Raw genomic sequence first — 15867 nt, 5'->3', positions numbered from 1 at the left:
GGTCCTGTAGGGGTGCCTGTTCCTGTTCGATTGGGGGATGAGAAGCAGATCGGGAGGGGCCAGGCGGTGTCCGGTGTGTGGGCTGCCCATGCGCAAGAACGGGCACACCAGTGCGGGCCGGCAACGGTGGCAGTGCGACCGATGCCGCCTGGACACCACCAGCCGCAACGTGCAGGCGATGCGCGCCGCCCAGTTGAAGGAGTTCCTGGACTGGCTGCTCTCCGGCAAGGCGCAGTGGGACATGGGGTCCATGGGGGCACGGGCATTTCGCAAACGGGTCGGCTGGTGCTGGAACATCAGACCGGCCATCGAACCCGACGGGGTCGTCCACCACACCTCATGGCCGACGGCACCTACATGGCCCACGGCTGGTGCCTGGTCATCGCCATCGACGGGGAGACGGGCCAGGTCATCGACTGGCAGTGGTGCCATCACGAGAACAGCGCGGCCTACACGGCCCTGTTCAGCCGCATCGCCCAACCCGACGTGCTCATCACCGATGGGCTGCGGGGCGTGGAGAAGGCCTGCGCCGCCGTCTGGCCGTCCACGCGCATCCAACGTTGCCTGGTGCACGTGCAACGCAACACCAGGACCGACCTGACGCTCAGGCCGCGACTGGAGGCCGGCAGGGAACTCAAGAAGCTCTCGGACCGGCTCACCCGGGTCCACGACCCTGAGGGGGCGATCCGTTGGGGCGAGGCCCTCAACGCCTGGCACGAGCGGTGGAGGGACTTCATCAACGAACGCACCCTGGCCAAGGACGACCCCCATGACCCCAAGGCCGCAAGCGGCTCCTGGTGGTGGACCCACCAGGAGCCGCGCCGCTGCTACCGGCGGCTCGAACACCTCTTCCGAACCGGCCGGCTCTTCGCCTTCCTGGAACCAGAACTCACCCAAGGCGGGCCGGTGGAGCGCACCACCAACCGGCTGGAGGGAGGGGTCAACTCACCCATCAAACGCACGCTCCTGCAGCACCACGGACTGCCCGAGGAACACATGAGACGCGCGTGCGAATGGCGGTGCTACATGAAGAGCGCGACCCCCGACCCCACCAGCCTGAACAGGGACGAACACCACCAGCCACCACCGGCGCCGGAATAAGAAGAGCGGACAGGAGACGGGCGAGCCCGAAAGCTACGGCACCGCCATCCCCGACAACACCGAACTGCCCGAACAGGACCAGACATGGGAACCAGGAATCTCAACCAGAAAAGGCCACGCCCAATAAACCAGACCCACAGTCTAAATCCACACAAAAGATCCTATAACCCCGAGATCCTGGTGGTACAGGTGAGCATCCTGAACGCCTGGAGGGCGCAGAAATCGAGTTTCCGTAGTGCATATAGGGAGACTGGTAAGATACCGTCCTGAGGATGTAGCGGCCTTAATCCGCCGCATACAGTGCGACCGGATGAGCCGAATTGTGCCCGATTCGGGGCATACAACAAATCCAAGGGGCGAACCCCTTGGATTTGTTGCTATCTCGTCGGGTCGGCGGGATTTGAACCCGCGACCCCTTGACCCCCAGTCAAGTGCGCTACCAAGCTGCGCTACGACCCGAACAGTGACTAGCACCAAGAAGATAAGTTACCACAAAGCCGCGAATCAGGCCACTCGGCGCGTCATGGCCTGTTTCAGGCATTGTGCGAACGTAGCAGCCAAAGCAGTCGCCGGCAGGAGGGTCCTTTCAAGGTGTCGATAATCTGGATAATGTCACCTCCTAACCCGGCGGCTGGTGGAAGACGGTACAATGACCACGTCACCCATTGACAGACTGGATGACGTGCACTGCTACCGTAGGGAAGGGTTGGACGTGACCGACAGCTTTGAATGTGCAGCCGCGAAGATGCGGGAAGCCGGAATGAGTGACATGGCCATAGCGCAATTTGAGCGACTCTACCGGGTGTGGAGCGAGTCGACCGATGGGGGAGTGATCAGGGAAGATGACGTGGAGCCCTTGACTGGCGTTCCCAGTTTTCATGAGGTATACGAGACCATCGACCATGACAAGGCCGTGGATGCCTTCGCCAAGACCGCCTTCCTCAAACTCAATGGGGGGTTGGGAACCTCCATGGGGCTTGCCGGCCCCAAGTCCCTGCTTCCCATCCGCCGCCACAAGGCCAGGCAGATGCGGTTCATCGACATCATCCTCGGCCAGGTCATCACAGCCAGGGCCAGGCTGGGGGTCCCTCTGCCCCTGGTGTTCATGAACTCCTTCCGTACCTCCGAGGAGACCATGAAGGTTCTGCGTTCCAAGCGAAAGTTCAGACAAACAGAGATTCCCCGGGAGATCATCCAACATCAGGAACCCAAGATTGACCCCAAGACCGGCAGGCCTGTCTCATGGCCGGCCGAAGCTGAGCTGGAATGGTGTCCACCTGGCCATGGCGACCTCTATTCGACCATCTGGGAGTCGGGCCTGCTTGACGTCCTCCAGGAGCATGGCTTCAGCTACCTGTTCATCTCCAACTCTGACAATCTTGGCGCCAGGCCCTCGCGAACCCTGGCCCAGCACTTCGAGAACACCGGTTCCTCCTTCATGGCGGAGGTCGCCGTGCGCACAGCCGCCGACCGCAAGGGTGGCCACCTGGTGCGCGACAGGAAGACAGGCCGCCTCAGACTCAGGGAGATGACCCAGGTCGCCCAGGAGGATATGGCCAGCGCCGAAAACATCGACAAGCACCCCTACTTCAACACCAACAGCATCTGGGTTCGCATTGATGCCCTCAAGGCCAAGCTCGAGCAGTATCAGGGGGTTCTGCCCCTGCCGGTCATCTGCAACTACAAGACCATTGACCCCACCGATCCCGACAGCCCGGAGGTCGTCCAGCTGGAGACCGCCATGGGGGCGGCCATCAGTCTCTTCGATGATGCCACTTGCGTCCAGGTCGATCGTATGCGCTTCCTGCCGGTCAAGACCACCAACGACCTCTTCATCATGCGCTCCGACCGCTTCCACCTGACCGACTCCTACGAGATGGTGGACGGCAACTATATCTTCCCCCAGGTGGACCTCGATCCCCGCTACTATCGCTTCATCCAGGACTTCGATGAACGCTTCCCCTACTCGGTGCCGTCTTTGGCTGCGGCAAATTCCGTGGTCGTCAAGGGGGATTGGACCTTTGGGCAGGATGTGAGCATGTACTCGGACGCCCGATTGGAGGACCAGGGGAGTTCGGCCTATGTGCCCCGTGGCGAATTCGTGGGTCCACAGGGCATTGAACCGGACGACTGGCTCTAGGTGAGGGACGGCGATTCAGCTGGTCAAGGAAAAACGCTGATTTTGTCAAATTTGACAACACGCATGACGAAACCATCTAATATAGAGTGATGGTGACGGATAACCCGCACACTTATAAAAACGATAACGATACGTGAGGACTAATGGCAGAGGGAAGTAACGGGAGACGTCGTTTTTCCGACAAGTGGGGCAAGCATGAGCTTGATGTATTAGCCGTCTTGTCATCCGCTTTCCCGCAATGGCTGACCTCCCGGCAGATAGCCCAACGGGTCAAGGCCTACGCCGACTCCTACGGTGAATTGTCGGACCAGGCAGCCAAGGCCGCTTTCGCCAAGCAGTTTCAGCGTGACCGTGCCAAGCTCGCCGCCATGGGCATCGCCATTGAATCGCGTCAGCCCGAGTATTCCTCCAAATCCGAGGGCCAGGACTTCGCCTCCTACCGCCTGCAGCTGGGAGATGAACCCAGGGTTCGCCTGCGGTTTGAAGCCGATGATCTGCCGGTCCTAGCTGCGGCCAACTATCTGGCCAGGTCCATGACCATATCCTCCAGGGACAGCGAGCCCCAAAAGCGCCACCTGCCCCGCACCATTCCCAGGGTTCCCCAGACACCCGCCCCCGGGCTGGGCCTGGACTCCATCGCCCCCGGTCTGGTCAACCAGCCGATTCCCGACGAGCTGGTCAAGGTCATTGATTCCCGTCGCTTCGCTGCCACGGTCGACGTGGATGGCGAACATCTGAACGTGGCATACACGGACGCTGACGATTTGGCCTTATACGTGCTCGAGCACCCCGGTGCCTCCGTCATCAGCCCCCGTGAGGCAGCCGATGCCCTTCATCGCAGGCTGGTGGCCGCCAGCAAATTCGCTCTGGCCGACGAGTCCCACCAGGCAGCGGAGGCGACGGTCGTCACCGAGCCCATCAGCAAACGGCAGGTGTCCGGCGAAGGAGCCGATGGCTCCCACAAGGGCCGCCCCAAGAAAAGCTCCTCGGCTTTCCAGACCGGCAGTGAGGTGGACCGCCGACTGAGGATGCTGCTCTTCCTTTCCGCCCACTTGGGGGAGGAGTATTCCCTCGAGGAGCTGGCCGAACGCTTCATTGGTGAGCCCCGCTCCGACGATGAGATGAGGAAGTACGTCAACGCCATTCGCAAGGACATCAATACGTTGACCACCGTCTCGGATGATGGGGAGATGGCAGGCAGCCAGTTCTTCGACATCGACTGGTCCCTCCTGGATTCGGAGAATATCGTCTCTGCGACCAATTCCCTTGGTCTGGAGAGGCTCGCCGGCATATCCCAGCAGTACCTCAGCATGTTGACGGCCTCCGTCTCCTACTTGGCCCACTCCTCCCTGTTGCCCGATGAACAGCGGTCACAAGCCCAGTCGCTCTACACCCGTCTTCGCCAGCACGTCGAGCCGGGGGAGACCCCCTGGTTGAGCCTGACAGGCTACGAGGCTGAGCCCCGGTCCTTCTCCGTGGTGAGCCAGGCCATCTCCACCAATGCCCTGCTTGATATGGAGTACACTGACGGTGCCGGCCGCACCCGCCGCAGGCTGGTGGCCCCGGCCAAGATTTTTGTCGATGAAGGTGTCTATTACGCGGCCGTATGGACGGATGTCGCCAAGGGCGCCCCGAAAGACAAGGCGAAGCTGGTCGTCACAGACACAACCATAGACAAGGTGACCGGTAAGCCTAGAATCTGGCAGGTTCTGCGGCTCTCGCGCATTGAGGACGCACAGATTGTCCAAGCGACCAGGAAGATCGATATTCCCGATGTACCAGTCGGGGAGCTGCGGAAGTGGAGCTTCGACAATGGCACCCAGGCGGTCTTCATCACCGATCAACCGGGCCTTGCCTTCATCAAGACCCTTACCGGTGCCAGGGTGGAACTCTGTGGACAGGGAGAGAAGGTCCACCTGGTAGTGTCCTCTGATTCCTGGTTCGTGGGCTTCTGCATCGCACACGCCCGCCACATCACCGCCGTGGCGCCCGACACCTTACGACTGATGATGATAGCCAGGGCCGAACGCGAACTGAGCGTGGAGGCTGTCAACAGGAAGGACCGTGAACCCCGTGAGTTTGAGGGATCGATAGCCTTCCCGGGGGATGAGCCTGCTAGTGCAGACAGCACAAGCCCATGTGTCGCTGAGGACTCCCATCCGGAACAGACCAACCTATAGAGGGAGGAACCAATGCCCTGGTGGATATGGTTATTGCTGGCGATCTTCATGGTCGTCATGCTGCTGGCAGGCATCATATATGCCGGAATCCATGGGACCAAGGCCCTCCACAAGCTTGCCGGCCTCATGCAGGTCATCTCCAGCCATAGGCAGCTTGATAGCATGGAGGCCAATGGCGAAGAGCAGGAGCCTGTTGTCTTCACCGAACCCCTTTCCTACGCCAGCGGCCGCTACAGCAAGGCCCATGTCGGCATCGAGGAGCGCAAAGCCTCACGCAGGACCCGGCATGCACAGATTTGGGGACGTTGGAGATCCTTCAACGAATAGCTTTTCAGAGGGTCAGCCATTCCCGGCCGTCCGGCTTGTGTTGCTTCCCAGCCAGCGCATCCGAACATCGTGCATAGGCCAAGACAGATATATATAGGTCAAGGAAGAATGGAACGGACAATCCCTCTGACAGACATCTTCACTAGCAGTAAGATAGGAATGAGCAGGCAGGCAGCCATTATGACTCGACACCGTCAGCATTCAAGCGCGAGGAACAGTCCTTCGACCCCAGACAAGGAGGCAGGGGAGCAGTCATCGCCGGCTCAGCGTTACTCAGCCTTCAAGGAACGACAGTACGAGCAGAGCACAGCCGCAGCAGCCTTTGCCAGGTCACTTTCCTTTGATTTGGACCCCTTTCAGATCGAAGCCAACAAGGCCCTGGAATCAGGCAACAATCTCTTGGTGGCGGCTCCCACCGGAGCAGGGAAGACGGTCGTTGCAGACTTCGCCATCTACCTGGCCCAGCAGCAGAATGTCAAGGCCTTCTACACCACACCTATCAAGGCCTTGAGCAATCAGAAATACCATGATCTGGTGGCTACCTATGGCGCCGACCAGGTTGGGCTTCTGACCGGCGACACCTCGATCAATTCCGAGGCCAACATTGTCGTCATGACGACTGAGGTCTTGAGGAACATGCTCTATGAGCATTCCAGCACCTTGGATTCCCTGCGTTTCGTCATCCTTGACGAGGTCCACTACCTGGCCGACCGTTTCCGCGGACCGGTCTGGGAGGAAGTCATCATTGGCCTGCCCCGTACGGTCAAGATAGTGGGCCTGTCGGCGACCGTCTCCAACGTGGAGGATTTCTCCGATTGGATCGAGTCGGTCAGAGGCAAGACCAGCCTAATCGTCTCCGAGCAACGACCTGTCACCCTCGTACAACATGTGCTTCTGCAAGCTGACGTGGAAGCAGAACCGGAACTGGTGGACCTCTACCAGCGTGAGTCCAAGGCCAGGCCCAAGAAGCGGCTCAATCCAGCACTGGTCCAGCGCCTGGAGCAACTTGACCGTCGGGCTCAACGGCGACTTCAGGGACGGAGCGGCAAGACTGACAGACGCAGGGGAGGGGACAGGCAGGGCAGGCCCTCCCAAGCGGGGGCAATCCAGCGCTATATTCCCCAACGTTGGGCCGTGGTCGATGAACTGTACTTTCTAGATATGCTGCCGGGCATCTACTTCATCTTCTCCCGTATGGGCTGTGACCAGGCTGTGGAGCAGTGCATCAGGGCGGGTCTGTGTCTGACAAATGGCGAAGAGCAGGCCAGAATCCGACATATCGTCGATGAGATGAGCCTGGGACAGCTCTCCCATGACGACCTGCGCACCTTGCGGTTCGCTGACTTCCGGTTCGCCCTGGAGCAGGGGTTCGCCCCCCACCATGCTGGCATGGTCGCCCTCTACCGCCAGATAGTCGAACGACTGTTTGAGGAGGGGCTGGTCAAGATGGTATTTGCCACCGAAACCCTTGCCCTGGGCATCAACATGCCGGCCCGCAGCGTAATCGTCGAAAAGCTGGAGAAGTTCGACGGTAGCGGCCATGTCCCGCTGACGGCGGGGGAGTACACCCAGCTGACCGGAAGGGCGGGCCGCCGGGGTATCGACACCATAGGCCATGCCATCGTCGTGGACCACCGGGGCTTCCAGCCCCCGGCCCTGGCAGCCCTATCCAGCAAGCGCGTCTACCCCCTGCATTCATCCTTCAAGACGACCTTCAACATGGCAGTCAACATGTTGAACTCCCATGATTATGATTCAGCCAGGATCATTCTGGATCATTCCTTCGCCCAGTGGGAGGCCAATAGCTCAGTGGAACACCTGAAGGACCGTATCGACAGCTTGAGGCAGGCCCTGGCGGGCTACGAGCAGTCATTCGCCTGCGAATTCGGCGATTTCGCCTCGCTGATGTCCCTGCGTATGCGCCTGGCGGATGCTCAGAAGGGTGAGCGGAAAAGACTCAAGAACACCGTCTTCCGCAGCGAGGAACTACGCAAGGAGGCCTTCCATCGGTTGGACTTGGAGATCAGCGACCTGAGGGCCCAGGAGAGGGTTCACCCCTGCCACCAGTGCCCTGATTTCAACCAGCACCTGAAATGGGGTCAGCGCTGGGTTCGGGAACTGCGTGAGCTCCATAGCGCTGAAGACCGCTATCATACCCGGACGAGTTCCGTGGCCCGGCAGTTTGACGTGATCTGCCAGATACTTCAATCATTGGACTATCTCCATGTCCCTGCCGACCAGGAGGGTACCGACTATCTGCTCACTGAACGAGGGCAGCTCCTGCGCAGGCTCTACACCGAACGTGACCTGACACTGGCCCAGGCCATCTGCAATGGGTTCCTGGACGGCCTGGATGCCGGCCAACTGGCCGCGGTCCTGTCAGGATTCGTATATCAGGCCCGTAGGGGAGGCGATGGCGAACCACGCCACTACCCAGGTGGAATCAAGGGGAGAATCGCCAAGGCGTCAGGAAGCCTCAAGGCCCTGGCTCAGAAAATTGATCAGATGCGTGATCGCATGGGTCTGCCGAGCTTGGATCCACCCGATTTTGGTGTTGCCGATGTCATTTTCAACTGGGCCCAGGGAGATTGTCTATCCGCCGTTCTTGAGGACAGCGAACTGACCGGTGGTGATTTTGTTCGTACCGCCAAGCGCCTGGTGGACCTGCTCCAGCAGCTTTCGGTGGCCGTGACCTACCTGGGGGAGTCGCATTCCGAGCTCTCCAAGAGGGGCAGGGAGGCTGTGGACCTTATTAACCGTGACATCGTCTCCTATTGCGGTGTTGACTGACCGGCGGTTACCGCTGGATTTGTGTATGGGGAATATAAGACCGGTCCGAGCTGTTCTGTAGCTTGGAAGCAAGTAAACGATTAAGAGGGAGATTTGGATGGCCGAGCGTAGTCTACGTGGTATGAGCATCGGGGCAAAGTCCTTGGAGTCTGACGAGCATGTCGAACTGGCGGCACGCACGGAGGTCGCCTATGTCTGCCCCAAGGGCCATCGGACCATTCTTCCGCTGGCTGAGGGCGCGGAGATTCCAGATGAGTGGGAGTGCCGTTGCGGTGAGATGGCCCACATCGAGGGCAAGAATCCCAATGATGAGGAGCATACCGTAGCCAACGTGCGCAGCCATTGGGACATGCTCGTAGAGCGCCGTGACGAGGACGAGCTCAAGGAGCTTCTGGACAAGCGGTTGAAGATGCACCGTGAGGGTTGGTTCCCGGATTACGAGTAAGTCGACGAAGTCAGGCATCGGGAATTGAATCATTTTCTATGATGGCGACACTATGGAGTGGTATGACAAAAGCACCGTTATTGAATGTTCCCAACGGTGCCTGCTTGTATGAGGATTCCTTTGGAACAGGTAAAAGCCTGGTCTGACTATGAACCAGTGTTCGTGACAGGTCGCCACGGAGGGTTACGTATATATATCCGATAATGTACGTTATGTCAGATTATATATGTGACTTAAAATCACGTCGAGCTTTTGCTGTCCTCATTACTTCAGCCCTATCCTCCATCAGATAAGGCATCAGCAAATCCGTACCCTAATCCTCGTTGGGATCATCGAAGGAGGCTTCCAGATCACGCTCCAGCTGTTGTTCATCGTGAACGTCGTCCTGTTGCATAGTCAGGTCATTCTGAATTCCCGACTGATGGCTTGCCCTGAGCAGTTCAGTGAACTGCGTGGACTTGCTGGCCTGCAGATACATGAGCGCCAATTCCGCGACGACTAAGAGAATAAGGATACCGGCGGCCGCCAGTCCCGCCCCCCGATAGAAACCAAGCATGGCAGCGCCCATACCGTCGGCCGAAAGCTTGAAGGCAAGGAAGGGTGCCATCGACAGGACAACGGAAACCAGCTGCATGCCTACCACCACCCAGGAAACGGGCTTGATGGGCCTCGACAGGGTGGGTTTGCTGAGGGCTCCCCTGAGCACGCAGATAATGCATATGCCCAGGCATACAGCCACGGCGATAACCCATAAGCCCATTGGCACCAGATCCTGCATGGCCACTCACCTATCCTCTTGTCCGTAGCGTCAGTCGATTTACCAGAAGTCATCAACCTCCCTGGACATCATACTAGCAGCAGACCCATCCTCAAGAAGGAGTCTGAACCATTGCCAGGGGTGCTTCAAGCGCTTTCCCTGGCCAGACGCTGGGCCTCCAGCCGTTTGCGCATACGCAGGGCCGTCAGTTCATCTATGGGCCGCCCACTGGTCTTGCTGGCTGGCGACTCGGTGAGATCGACGAATTCCTCGTTCTCCAGGGCTGCTTCTATATGGTGCCAGAGGGAGTCAATCGAAACACCGAAAATGGCCTGTCCACTGTGCATGAGGTCGAGAAGCTGCTCGCTGCTGGTGCATTCGATGACCTGCTGACCGTCGCATATGATGGTCACATGCTCCAGGTCCTCAGCGGACCGCTGGGATAGGAAGGCGATGGCACTGGTCATATTCTGCAGGTTGACACCTGCGTCCAGAAGCTTCTTTGATACCGCGAGGATGACCACGTCCTTGAAGGAGTATAGGCGCCGAGAACCTGACCCGTTGGAGGGCGTGATGGAGGGTTCGAGAATCTGCTTTCGTGCCCAATAATCCAACTGCCGGTAGGTGATGCCCGCAACCTTGGAGGCTACGGTCCCCCGATAGCCACGCTGGGGCAGGGTATCGTCGGATACGAAGAGCTCACCCTGGACGGCATCCTGTACTCGGAGACTCTCACTCCCCCTCATCTGCTGGCTGAGATGCAAATCCACAGCTGTGGACTTCGCTTCCATAGTCAACCTCCCGCTTCTGGCCTCATCAGGAATGGAACTGCACCGTGATACTGCTTACAGTCTAGACCCGACTGAAGGAAGATGACTAGGAGATTAGGGCTGATTTCGTGAAGAAGACCAGGCGAAACTTACCGATCATGATCTCATCGCCGTTGTTCAGTGTGGCTCTGTCCACCCTCTGCCGGTTGACATAGGTGCCATTGAGGCTACCAGCGTCAAGGACTTCGAAGCCCTCGCCCTGCCTGCGGAAGATGGCGTGGGAACGGGAAACGGTGGAATCATCCAGGAGTATGTCGGCATGGGGGTCACGGCCCACATTGACCTCATCCTCATCCAGGAGATAGCGCGAACCCGATACCGCTCCCCTGGTCGAAATGAGCAAGGCTGTTCCCGGGGCCAGCCGCGATATGGTGTCCAGGTCCTCCTGGGTCAGCGGACGGTCACCCGTGGAGGTTACCGGTATCGTGATGGCGGGCATGCCGATGATGGTGGTTTCGCCTGCACTCGGAATTGAATCAGTCATAGTGTGCCCTATTCTACCTTCCTTGCGTACTCATAGGCCTTATCGGTGCGTATCTCCTCGATAACTACGTCATTTGAGGGGGTCACCGAGACCGATGAGCCGAATTTCACCTTGAGTCTGGACCCCACTCCCCCGGCGATGTTCACCGCATTCTGCAGGTTCTGGGGGTCTCCGATGGCCTTGAGGGTGTATGGGGCCTCTAGACTATGGCCGTCACATTCCAGGCCTTCCTTACCATCACTGACATAGGTCGAGGTGATGACACGGACGTCATTCAGGGCCATGACCTCAACGCCGGCAATCCTCAACTCCTCCAAGAGTTGGAACATGGTGGCGGCGTCCACCTTGTCCTTGGACCCTTGGGAGATGCGGATGACGATTCCCTTGCCCCGTGCCGGAAGCCTACCTGCCAGGAGACCTGAGGTCTCCTCGTTTACCTTGGCGATGCGCTCGGCCTCCTCCTGCTTGTCGGCGGCCTTCTTGAGGGAGTCCAGCTGGCTGGTCAACTCGCTCTTGCGCTGCTCCAGATTCTGCACCTGGGTGGATGATTCGGTGATCAGCCGGGTCAGCTCCTCCTCGCTCATAGTCTCATACATGGATGTGGAGTTGCTGACCTGCAGGGCAAAACCGAACCCAAGGAGACCACACAGGAGGGCTATGAGGATGCTGGTCATCAATCTGGTCTTCAGTGGGTTGCTCCAGCCGCGGCGCTTGGGCCTTGAACGAACTGCCTCGAAGGAGCCGGTGTCCATCCGGTCGTTCTCCTTGTCCTGGGCATGCTGGACGTGCATGCGGCTGAGCAGGTCCTTGTCCTTGTGTTTTCCCGCCATGCATCAACCTTTGAATATGAAGCGACGGATGGTTGAGACATTGGAGAAGATACGGATGCCCAGGACCACGATAACGGCCGTCTGCAATTGGGCTCCCACACCGAGCTGATTGCCCAGCAGCACCAGGAGGGTGGCGGTCAGGACGTTGGAGATGAAGGAGATGACGAAGACCCGGTCGGAGAAGCTCCGTTCAAAATAGGCCCTGCCGGCGCCCAGGAGCGCATCAAGGGCGGCCACCACCATGATGGGCAGGTAGGGTTGCAGAAAGATGGGGATGTCCGGGCGTACGAATATGCCTATGATCACTCCCACTATGAGGCCCAACACCGCTGCCATCTACCTGCTCCCCTCGATATGGGTTATATCACCTATTGCGGCCGCTTTGAGATTGAGCTTCCCCGATCGCCCCACCTGCATGGATATGCCGGCCTCTTGGAAGGCATCGACCAGTGAGAGCCGGTCACTGGATCTGACGGCTGCCTCCAGGTCTCTTGCATTCCCTATGGCTTCTATTGTATAGGGACTTTGTATAGGGTCGGCACCGACCAGAATGGTCTGGCCAGCCAGACGGATAGCTGTCTGGACACCTATCCGATAGCCGTTGACCGATATGGCCTCAGCCCCAGACTGCCAGAGCAGTGAGGTGATGGCCTGCAAGTCCGTGTCGGTGACCACACGGATGCGGTTGCCTGCGGATTCCCTGGGGGCATTGCCTGTGACCCCATCCTTGTTGGCCGAGAGCGGATTGGCCAGGGTCACCGTGATCCCCTGCCCGGTTACGGGTATCTGGCCGTTGATCATCTGCTCCTGGACCAGCGTGGGGTTGTCCTCATTCTGTGCGAGCTTGCCCGACTGGTCGTCAACGGATTTGCGGAGGTCGTCGACCTGCTTGGTGAGGCTGGCCAGCTCCCGCTTCTGCCCGGTCAGCTCGGTCACCAGGCTGGAGCGTACGGCCTTGCGGGGGTCTGTGTGAAGCTGCTGGACAAAGAGCGAGCCCGCAAAACCAACCACCACACAGAAAATGAAGACGATGATCCTGGTTGACCACAGGGCCACAGGAGATTGCGGTTTCCGGGCAAGCTGCGAGTCGGAGAACATGGGATCGACCGAACGGTTGGTCAGATCATCTATGAGCCGCAGGGCATTGTCAGAGACCTTGCGACGGTAGCGTCGGGAGGCCAGTGACAGGTTCTCCCAATCATCGGCATGCTGGGAGCCGAGCCCCTTGACCGCGCTGGAGAAGACGGCCCTACGCCTGGCTGGGGCTCCATCGTCGGAGACAGGGTAGGAATCAGGGAGTTCGGCTGAATCCAGAGGCATTCTAGTGGCTCCCGTCCTCAGCGATCAGACTCAGCCCCTGCTTGACATACAACAGGCCGGCAAGCCAGTAGAGGGCCACACCCCAGATGCCGGCGGCCAGGCCGGCCAGGTGGAGAATCCAGGTGAAGGTGTTGGACCAGATGTCAGCGAAGATAAGGGCAACAATGGTAATCATCAGCAGGGCCGTACCGGTCTTGCCTACGAAGTGAACCGGAAGGGGGCCGTAGTCACGCTGAGCCAGTACCAGGATCAGGAAGGCGAGGAGGAGGTCACGAATACCCACCACTATCAGCATCCACCAGGGGATGATGCCCGCCACTGCCAGGGCCAGAATCGAGCAGAATATGAGCAACCTGTCGGCAATGGGGTCGAGTATCTGGCCGATCTTGCTGACCTGGTTGAAGGACCTGGCGATGATGCCATCCAGTCCGTCCGAAGCCGCTGATATGGCCAGGACCACCAGGGCCGGCACCATTTGATGCCTTGAGGTCAGGACCGCGATGAATGGTATTGAGATAATCCTCAATACGCTGATCAGATTGGGTATGGTAAAGAGGATATCCCGTGCTTCCGGGCCATATCCGTTCTCAGACTCTTGCTTGATTTGCTCGCTCATACCGTTGGTGACGCCTAGATTCTGGAAGCCTGCAGGGCAGTGACGATGATGCCCCGGGCACCGACGTCATGCAACCTGTCCATGAGCTGGTTGACCTTGTCTTTGGGAACCATAACCCTAACGGCGGACCACTCCTTATCGTGCAGGGGTGAGACGGTGGGACTCTCGAATCCCGGTGCGACGGCCACCGCCTCGGAAACTTTGGAAACCGGAATGTCATAGTCCATAAGTACATACTGATGGGCTGTCAGGACACCCTGTAGCCTACGGCTGAATATGGTGAGTCTGGAGTCGTCCTCCTGTAGGCGCGGGGACCTGATCAGGACCGCCTCCGATTCGAGGATGGGGTCACCGAAGGTATGAAGTCCGGCGTTGCGCAGGGTGGTGCCGGTGGACACCACATCGGCTATGAGGTCAGCCACGCCAAGGTGGACCGAGGATTCCACGGCGCCTTCAAGATGGATGATCTGTGCCTGGATGCCATGACTGGCCAGGTAGTCGCCGACCAACTTGTCGTAGGAGGTGGCCACCCGTTTGCCCTGGATGTCGGCAAGGCCGGTGATGGGGGAATCGTTTGGTGCTGCGCAGCGAAAGGTGGAGCCGGCGAAGCCCAAGGGCATATGTTCATGGGCTTCTGTGTTGGAGTTGAGCAGTAGGTCCCTACCCGTGATGCCCACATCAATGGTTCCACTGCCCACGTAGACGGCTATATCCAAGGGGCGCAAGTAGAAGAGCTCGATATCGTTGTCACCATCATCCACCACCAACTGGCGTGGATTGGTCCGCAGGCGGTAACCGGCCTCACCAAGCATGGTCCAGGCCGGTTCCGACAGCATACCCTTATTGGGCACTGCTATTCTCAACATGTCGCTCTCCTCACCCTTGCCGGACTGGTGGAATCACAAGTATCGGTATATATCGTCCAGACTGATGCCCCGGTCAATCATCATAACCTGCAAGTGGTAGATGAGCTGGCTCATTTCCTCGGCTGTTCGGTCGGCTCCCTCATATTCTGCCGCGACCCAAGTCTCACCGGCCTCCTCGACGATCTTCTTGCCGATGAAGTGGGTGCCCTTGTTCAGTTCGTCAAGGGTCAGGGACCCCTGGGGGCGCTGTTCCGCCTTGGAGGATAGTTCCGCAAACAGGGATTCAAAGGTCTTCATGGGTCTGCTCTCCTCGCTGGGTCAATTCCGGGTCAGGCTTTACAGTATCCACCGATTGGACCCATCGGCGTTAGCTGCGTCCGCTATACGGCCAGTCTTCCCCCGCGGACCATGGTTGGGTTGGTGAGCGCTAGTCGCGGTAAGCCGCTTGGGCCTTGTCTCGAATGTCCACAATGGCCTGGGTGCGGTCTAAGGTCCCATAGACCGCCGATCCGGCGACCAGGGTATCGGCTCCGGAGGAGGCCACAATGGCCGCGGTCGAACTGCTGACTCCCCCATCGACCTGAATGCGGGTCTTGGCGCCCCTGCGGCTGATCTCATCGCGCAGACGGCGTACCTTGGCCATCTGGTTGTCCAGGAACTTCTGTCCACCGAAACCGGGCTCAACGGTCATGATCAGAATCATATCGAATTCATCAAGGATGTCGAAGATGGGTTCCACCGGTTCTGCGGGTCGTACGGCGAAGCAGGCCTGGCAACCCATATCGCGCAGCTGACGGGCCAGACGGACCGGTGCTTGGGTGGCTCCCATATGGAAGGAGACGGATGAGGCGCCGAGCTTGGCGTATTCAGGCGCCCAACGGTCGGCGTCCTCCAGCATCATGTGTACGTCGACCGGCAAGTCAGTCACCTGGCAGATCCGCTCGACCACGGGCTCGCCAATGGTCAGGTTGGGCACGAAATGGTGGTCCATCAGGTCGACATGGACCAAATCGGCCGCGGATATGGCCTTGAGGTCCCTCTCCAGGTTGCAGAAATCGGCGGAAAGAATGCTTGGTGCGATGCGTATATCCATACCATCCATTCTAGGGGAGGCAAGAGACTTGAAGGTCAGGCGGGTCCGCCAATGCTTGAGAACATTGGCACACAGTACAGCTCAGATC

The 15867-nt window shown here is 58.9% G+C and carries 14 protein-coding genes, 1 tRNA gene and 2 pseudogenes; 6 read left to right on the top strand and 11 right to left on the bottom strand.

Going from position 1 to position 15867, the window contains the following annotated elements:
* Positions 1–37 precede the first annotated feature (37 nt).
* Positions 38–1228 (top strand): annotated as a pseudogene (locus CRD60_RS02375) (IS1249 family transposase).
* Between the two features lie 258 nt (positions 1229–1486).
* Here the strand turns inward: CRD60_RS02375 and CRD60_RS02370 are convergent.
* A tRNA-Pro gene (locus CRD60_RS02370) sits at positions 1487–1560 on the bottom strand.
* A gap of 286 nt (positions 1561–1846) precedes the next feature.
* Here CRD60_RS02370 and CRD60_RS02365 point away from each other — a divergent pair.
* The 5 genes and pseudogenes from CRD60_RS02365 to CRD60_RS02345 all read left to right on the top strand — a co-directional run bounded on the left by CRD60_RS02365 (position 1847) and on the right by CRD60_RS02345 (position 8983).
* Positions 1847–3241, top strand: coding sequence for a UTP--glucose-1-phosphate uridylyltransferase (locus CRD60_RS02365; protein WP_407923162.1), 1395 nt, complete (start codon positions 1847–1849; stop codon positions 3239–3241).
* Between the two features lie 143 nt (positions 3242–3384).
* Positions 3385–5283 (top strand): annotated as a pseudogene (locus CRD60_RS02360) (helix-turn-helix transcriptional regulator); the annotation flags it as partial.
* 150 nt (positions 5284–5433) lie between these two features.
* On the top strand, positions 5434–5748 hold the full coding sequence (locus tag CRD60_RS02355) for a hypothetical protein (RefSeq protein WP_127975618.1): 315 nt from the start codon (positions 5434–5436) through the stop codon (positions 5746–5748).
* Between the two features lie 180 nt (positions 5749–5928).
* Entirely contained in the window at positions 5929–8538 is a 2610-nt protein-coding gene (locus CRD60_RS02350; protein ID WP_113859951.1) for a DEAD/DEAH box helicase, read from the top strand.
* Positions 8539–8635: 97 nt separating this feature from the next.
* The gene (locus tag CRD60_RS02345; RefSeq protein WP_113859723.1) at positions 8636–8983 is read left to right on the top strand and encodes an RNA polymerase-binding protein RbpA; all 348 of its coding nucleotides are present in this window, start codon (positions 8636–8638) and stop codon (positions 8981–8983) included.
* Between the two features lie 313 nt (positions 8984–9296).
* On the opposite strand, the gene CRD60_RS02340 is transcribed toward CRD60_RS02345, so the two are convergent.
* The 10 genes from CRD60_RS02340 to rpe form a co-directional block, all read right to left on the bottom strand.
* The gene (locus CRD60_RS02340) at positions 9297–9767 is read right to left on the bottom strand and encodes a hypothetical protein (RefSeq protein ID WP_113859722.1); all 471 of its coding nucleotides are present in this window, start codon (positions 9765–9767) and stop codon (positions 9297–9299) included.
* 119 nt (positions 9768–9886) lie between these two features.
* Positions 9887–10531, bottom strand: coding sequence for a MerR family transcriptional regulator (locus tag CRD60_RS02335; protein WP_113859721.1), 645 nt, complete (start codon positions 10529–10531; stop codon positions 9887–9889).
* Between the two features lie 85 nt (positions 10532–10616).
* On the bottom strand, positions 10617–11054 hold the full coding sequence (locus tag CRD60_RS02330; protein WP_113859720.1) for an FHA domain-containing protein: 438 nt from the start codon (positions 11052–11054) through the stop codon (positions 10617–10619).
* A gap of 8 nt (positions 11055–11062) precedes the next feature.
* On the bottom strand, positions 11063–11884 hold the full coding sequence (locus CRD60_RS02325; RefSeq protein ID WP_113859719.1) for a DUF881 domain-containing protein: 822 nt from the start codon (positions 11882–11884) through the stop codon (positions 11063–11065).
* Positions 11885–11887: 3 nt separating this feature from the next.
* Positions 11888–12220, bottom strand: a complete 333-nt coding sequence (locus tag CRD60_RS02320) for a small basic family protein (RefSeq protein WP_113859718.1) — start codon at positions 12218–12220, stop codon at positions 11888–11890.
* A complete protein-coding gene (locus tag CRD60_RS02315; protein WP_113859717.1) occupies positions 12221–13204 on the bottom strand; it encodes a DUF881 domain-containing protein in 984 nt (327 codons plus the stop codon). It abuts the gene before it with no gap.
* Position 13205: 1 nt separating this feature from the next.
* Positions 13206–13820: a CDP-alcohol phosphatidyltransferase family protein gene (locus CRD60_RS02310; RefSeq protein ID WP_113859716.1), complete on the bottom strand. Its 615-nt coding sequence runs from the start codon at positions 13818–13820 to the stop codon at positions 13206–13208.
* A gap of 14 nt (positions 13821–13834) precedes the next feature.
* Entirely contained in the window at positions 13835–14686 is an 852-nt protein-coding gene (hisG, locus tag CRD60_RS02305; RefSeq protein ID WP_113859715.1) for an ATP phosphoribosyltransferase, read from the bottom strand.
* A 33-nt stretch (positions 14687–14719) separates the two neighbouring features.
* Complete coding sequence (locus CRD60_RS02300; protein WP_113859714.1) at positions 14720–14983, bottom strand: phosphoribosyl-ATP diphosphatase; 264 nt, start codon at positions 14981–14983, stop codon at positions 14720–14722.
* Positions 14984–15113: 130 nt separating this feature from the next.
* Positions 15114–15779: a ribulose-phosphate 3-epimerase gene (rpe, locus tag CRD60_RS02295; RefSeq protein WP_113859713.1), complete on the bottom strand. Its 666-nt coding sequence runs from the start codon at positions 15777–15779 to the stop codon at positions 15114–15116.
* Positions 15780–15867 lie beyond the last annotated feature (88 nt).

The sequence above is a fragment of the Bifidobacterium aemilianum genome, assembly GCF_003315635.1.
Lineage (GTDB): Bacteria > Actinomycetota > Actinomycetes > Actinomycetales > Bifidobacteriaceae > Bifidobacterium > Bifidobacterium aemilianum.
The sequence above is the reverse complement of the archived record's forward strand: the minus strand, read 5'-3'. Positions and strand labels throughout refer to the sequence as shown.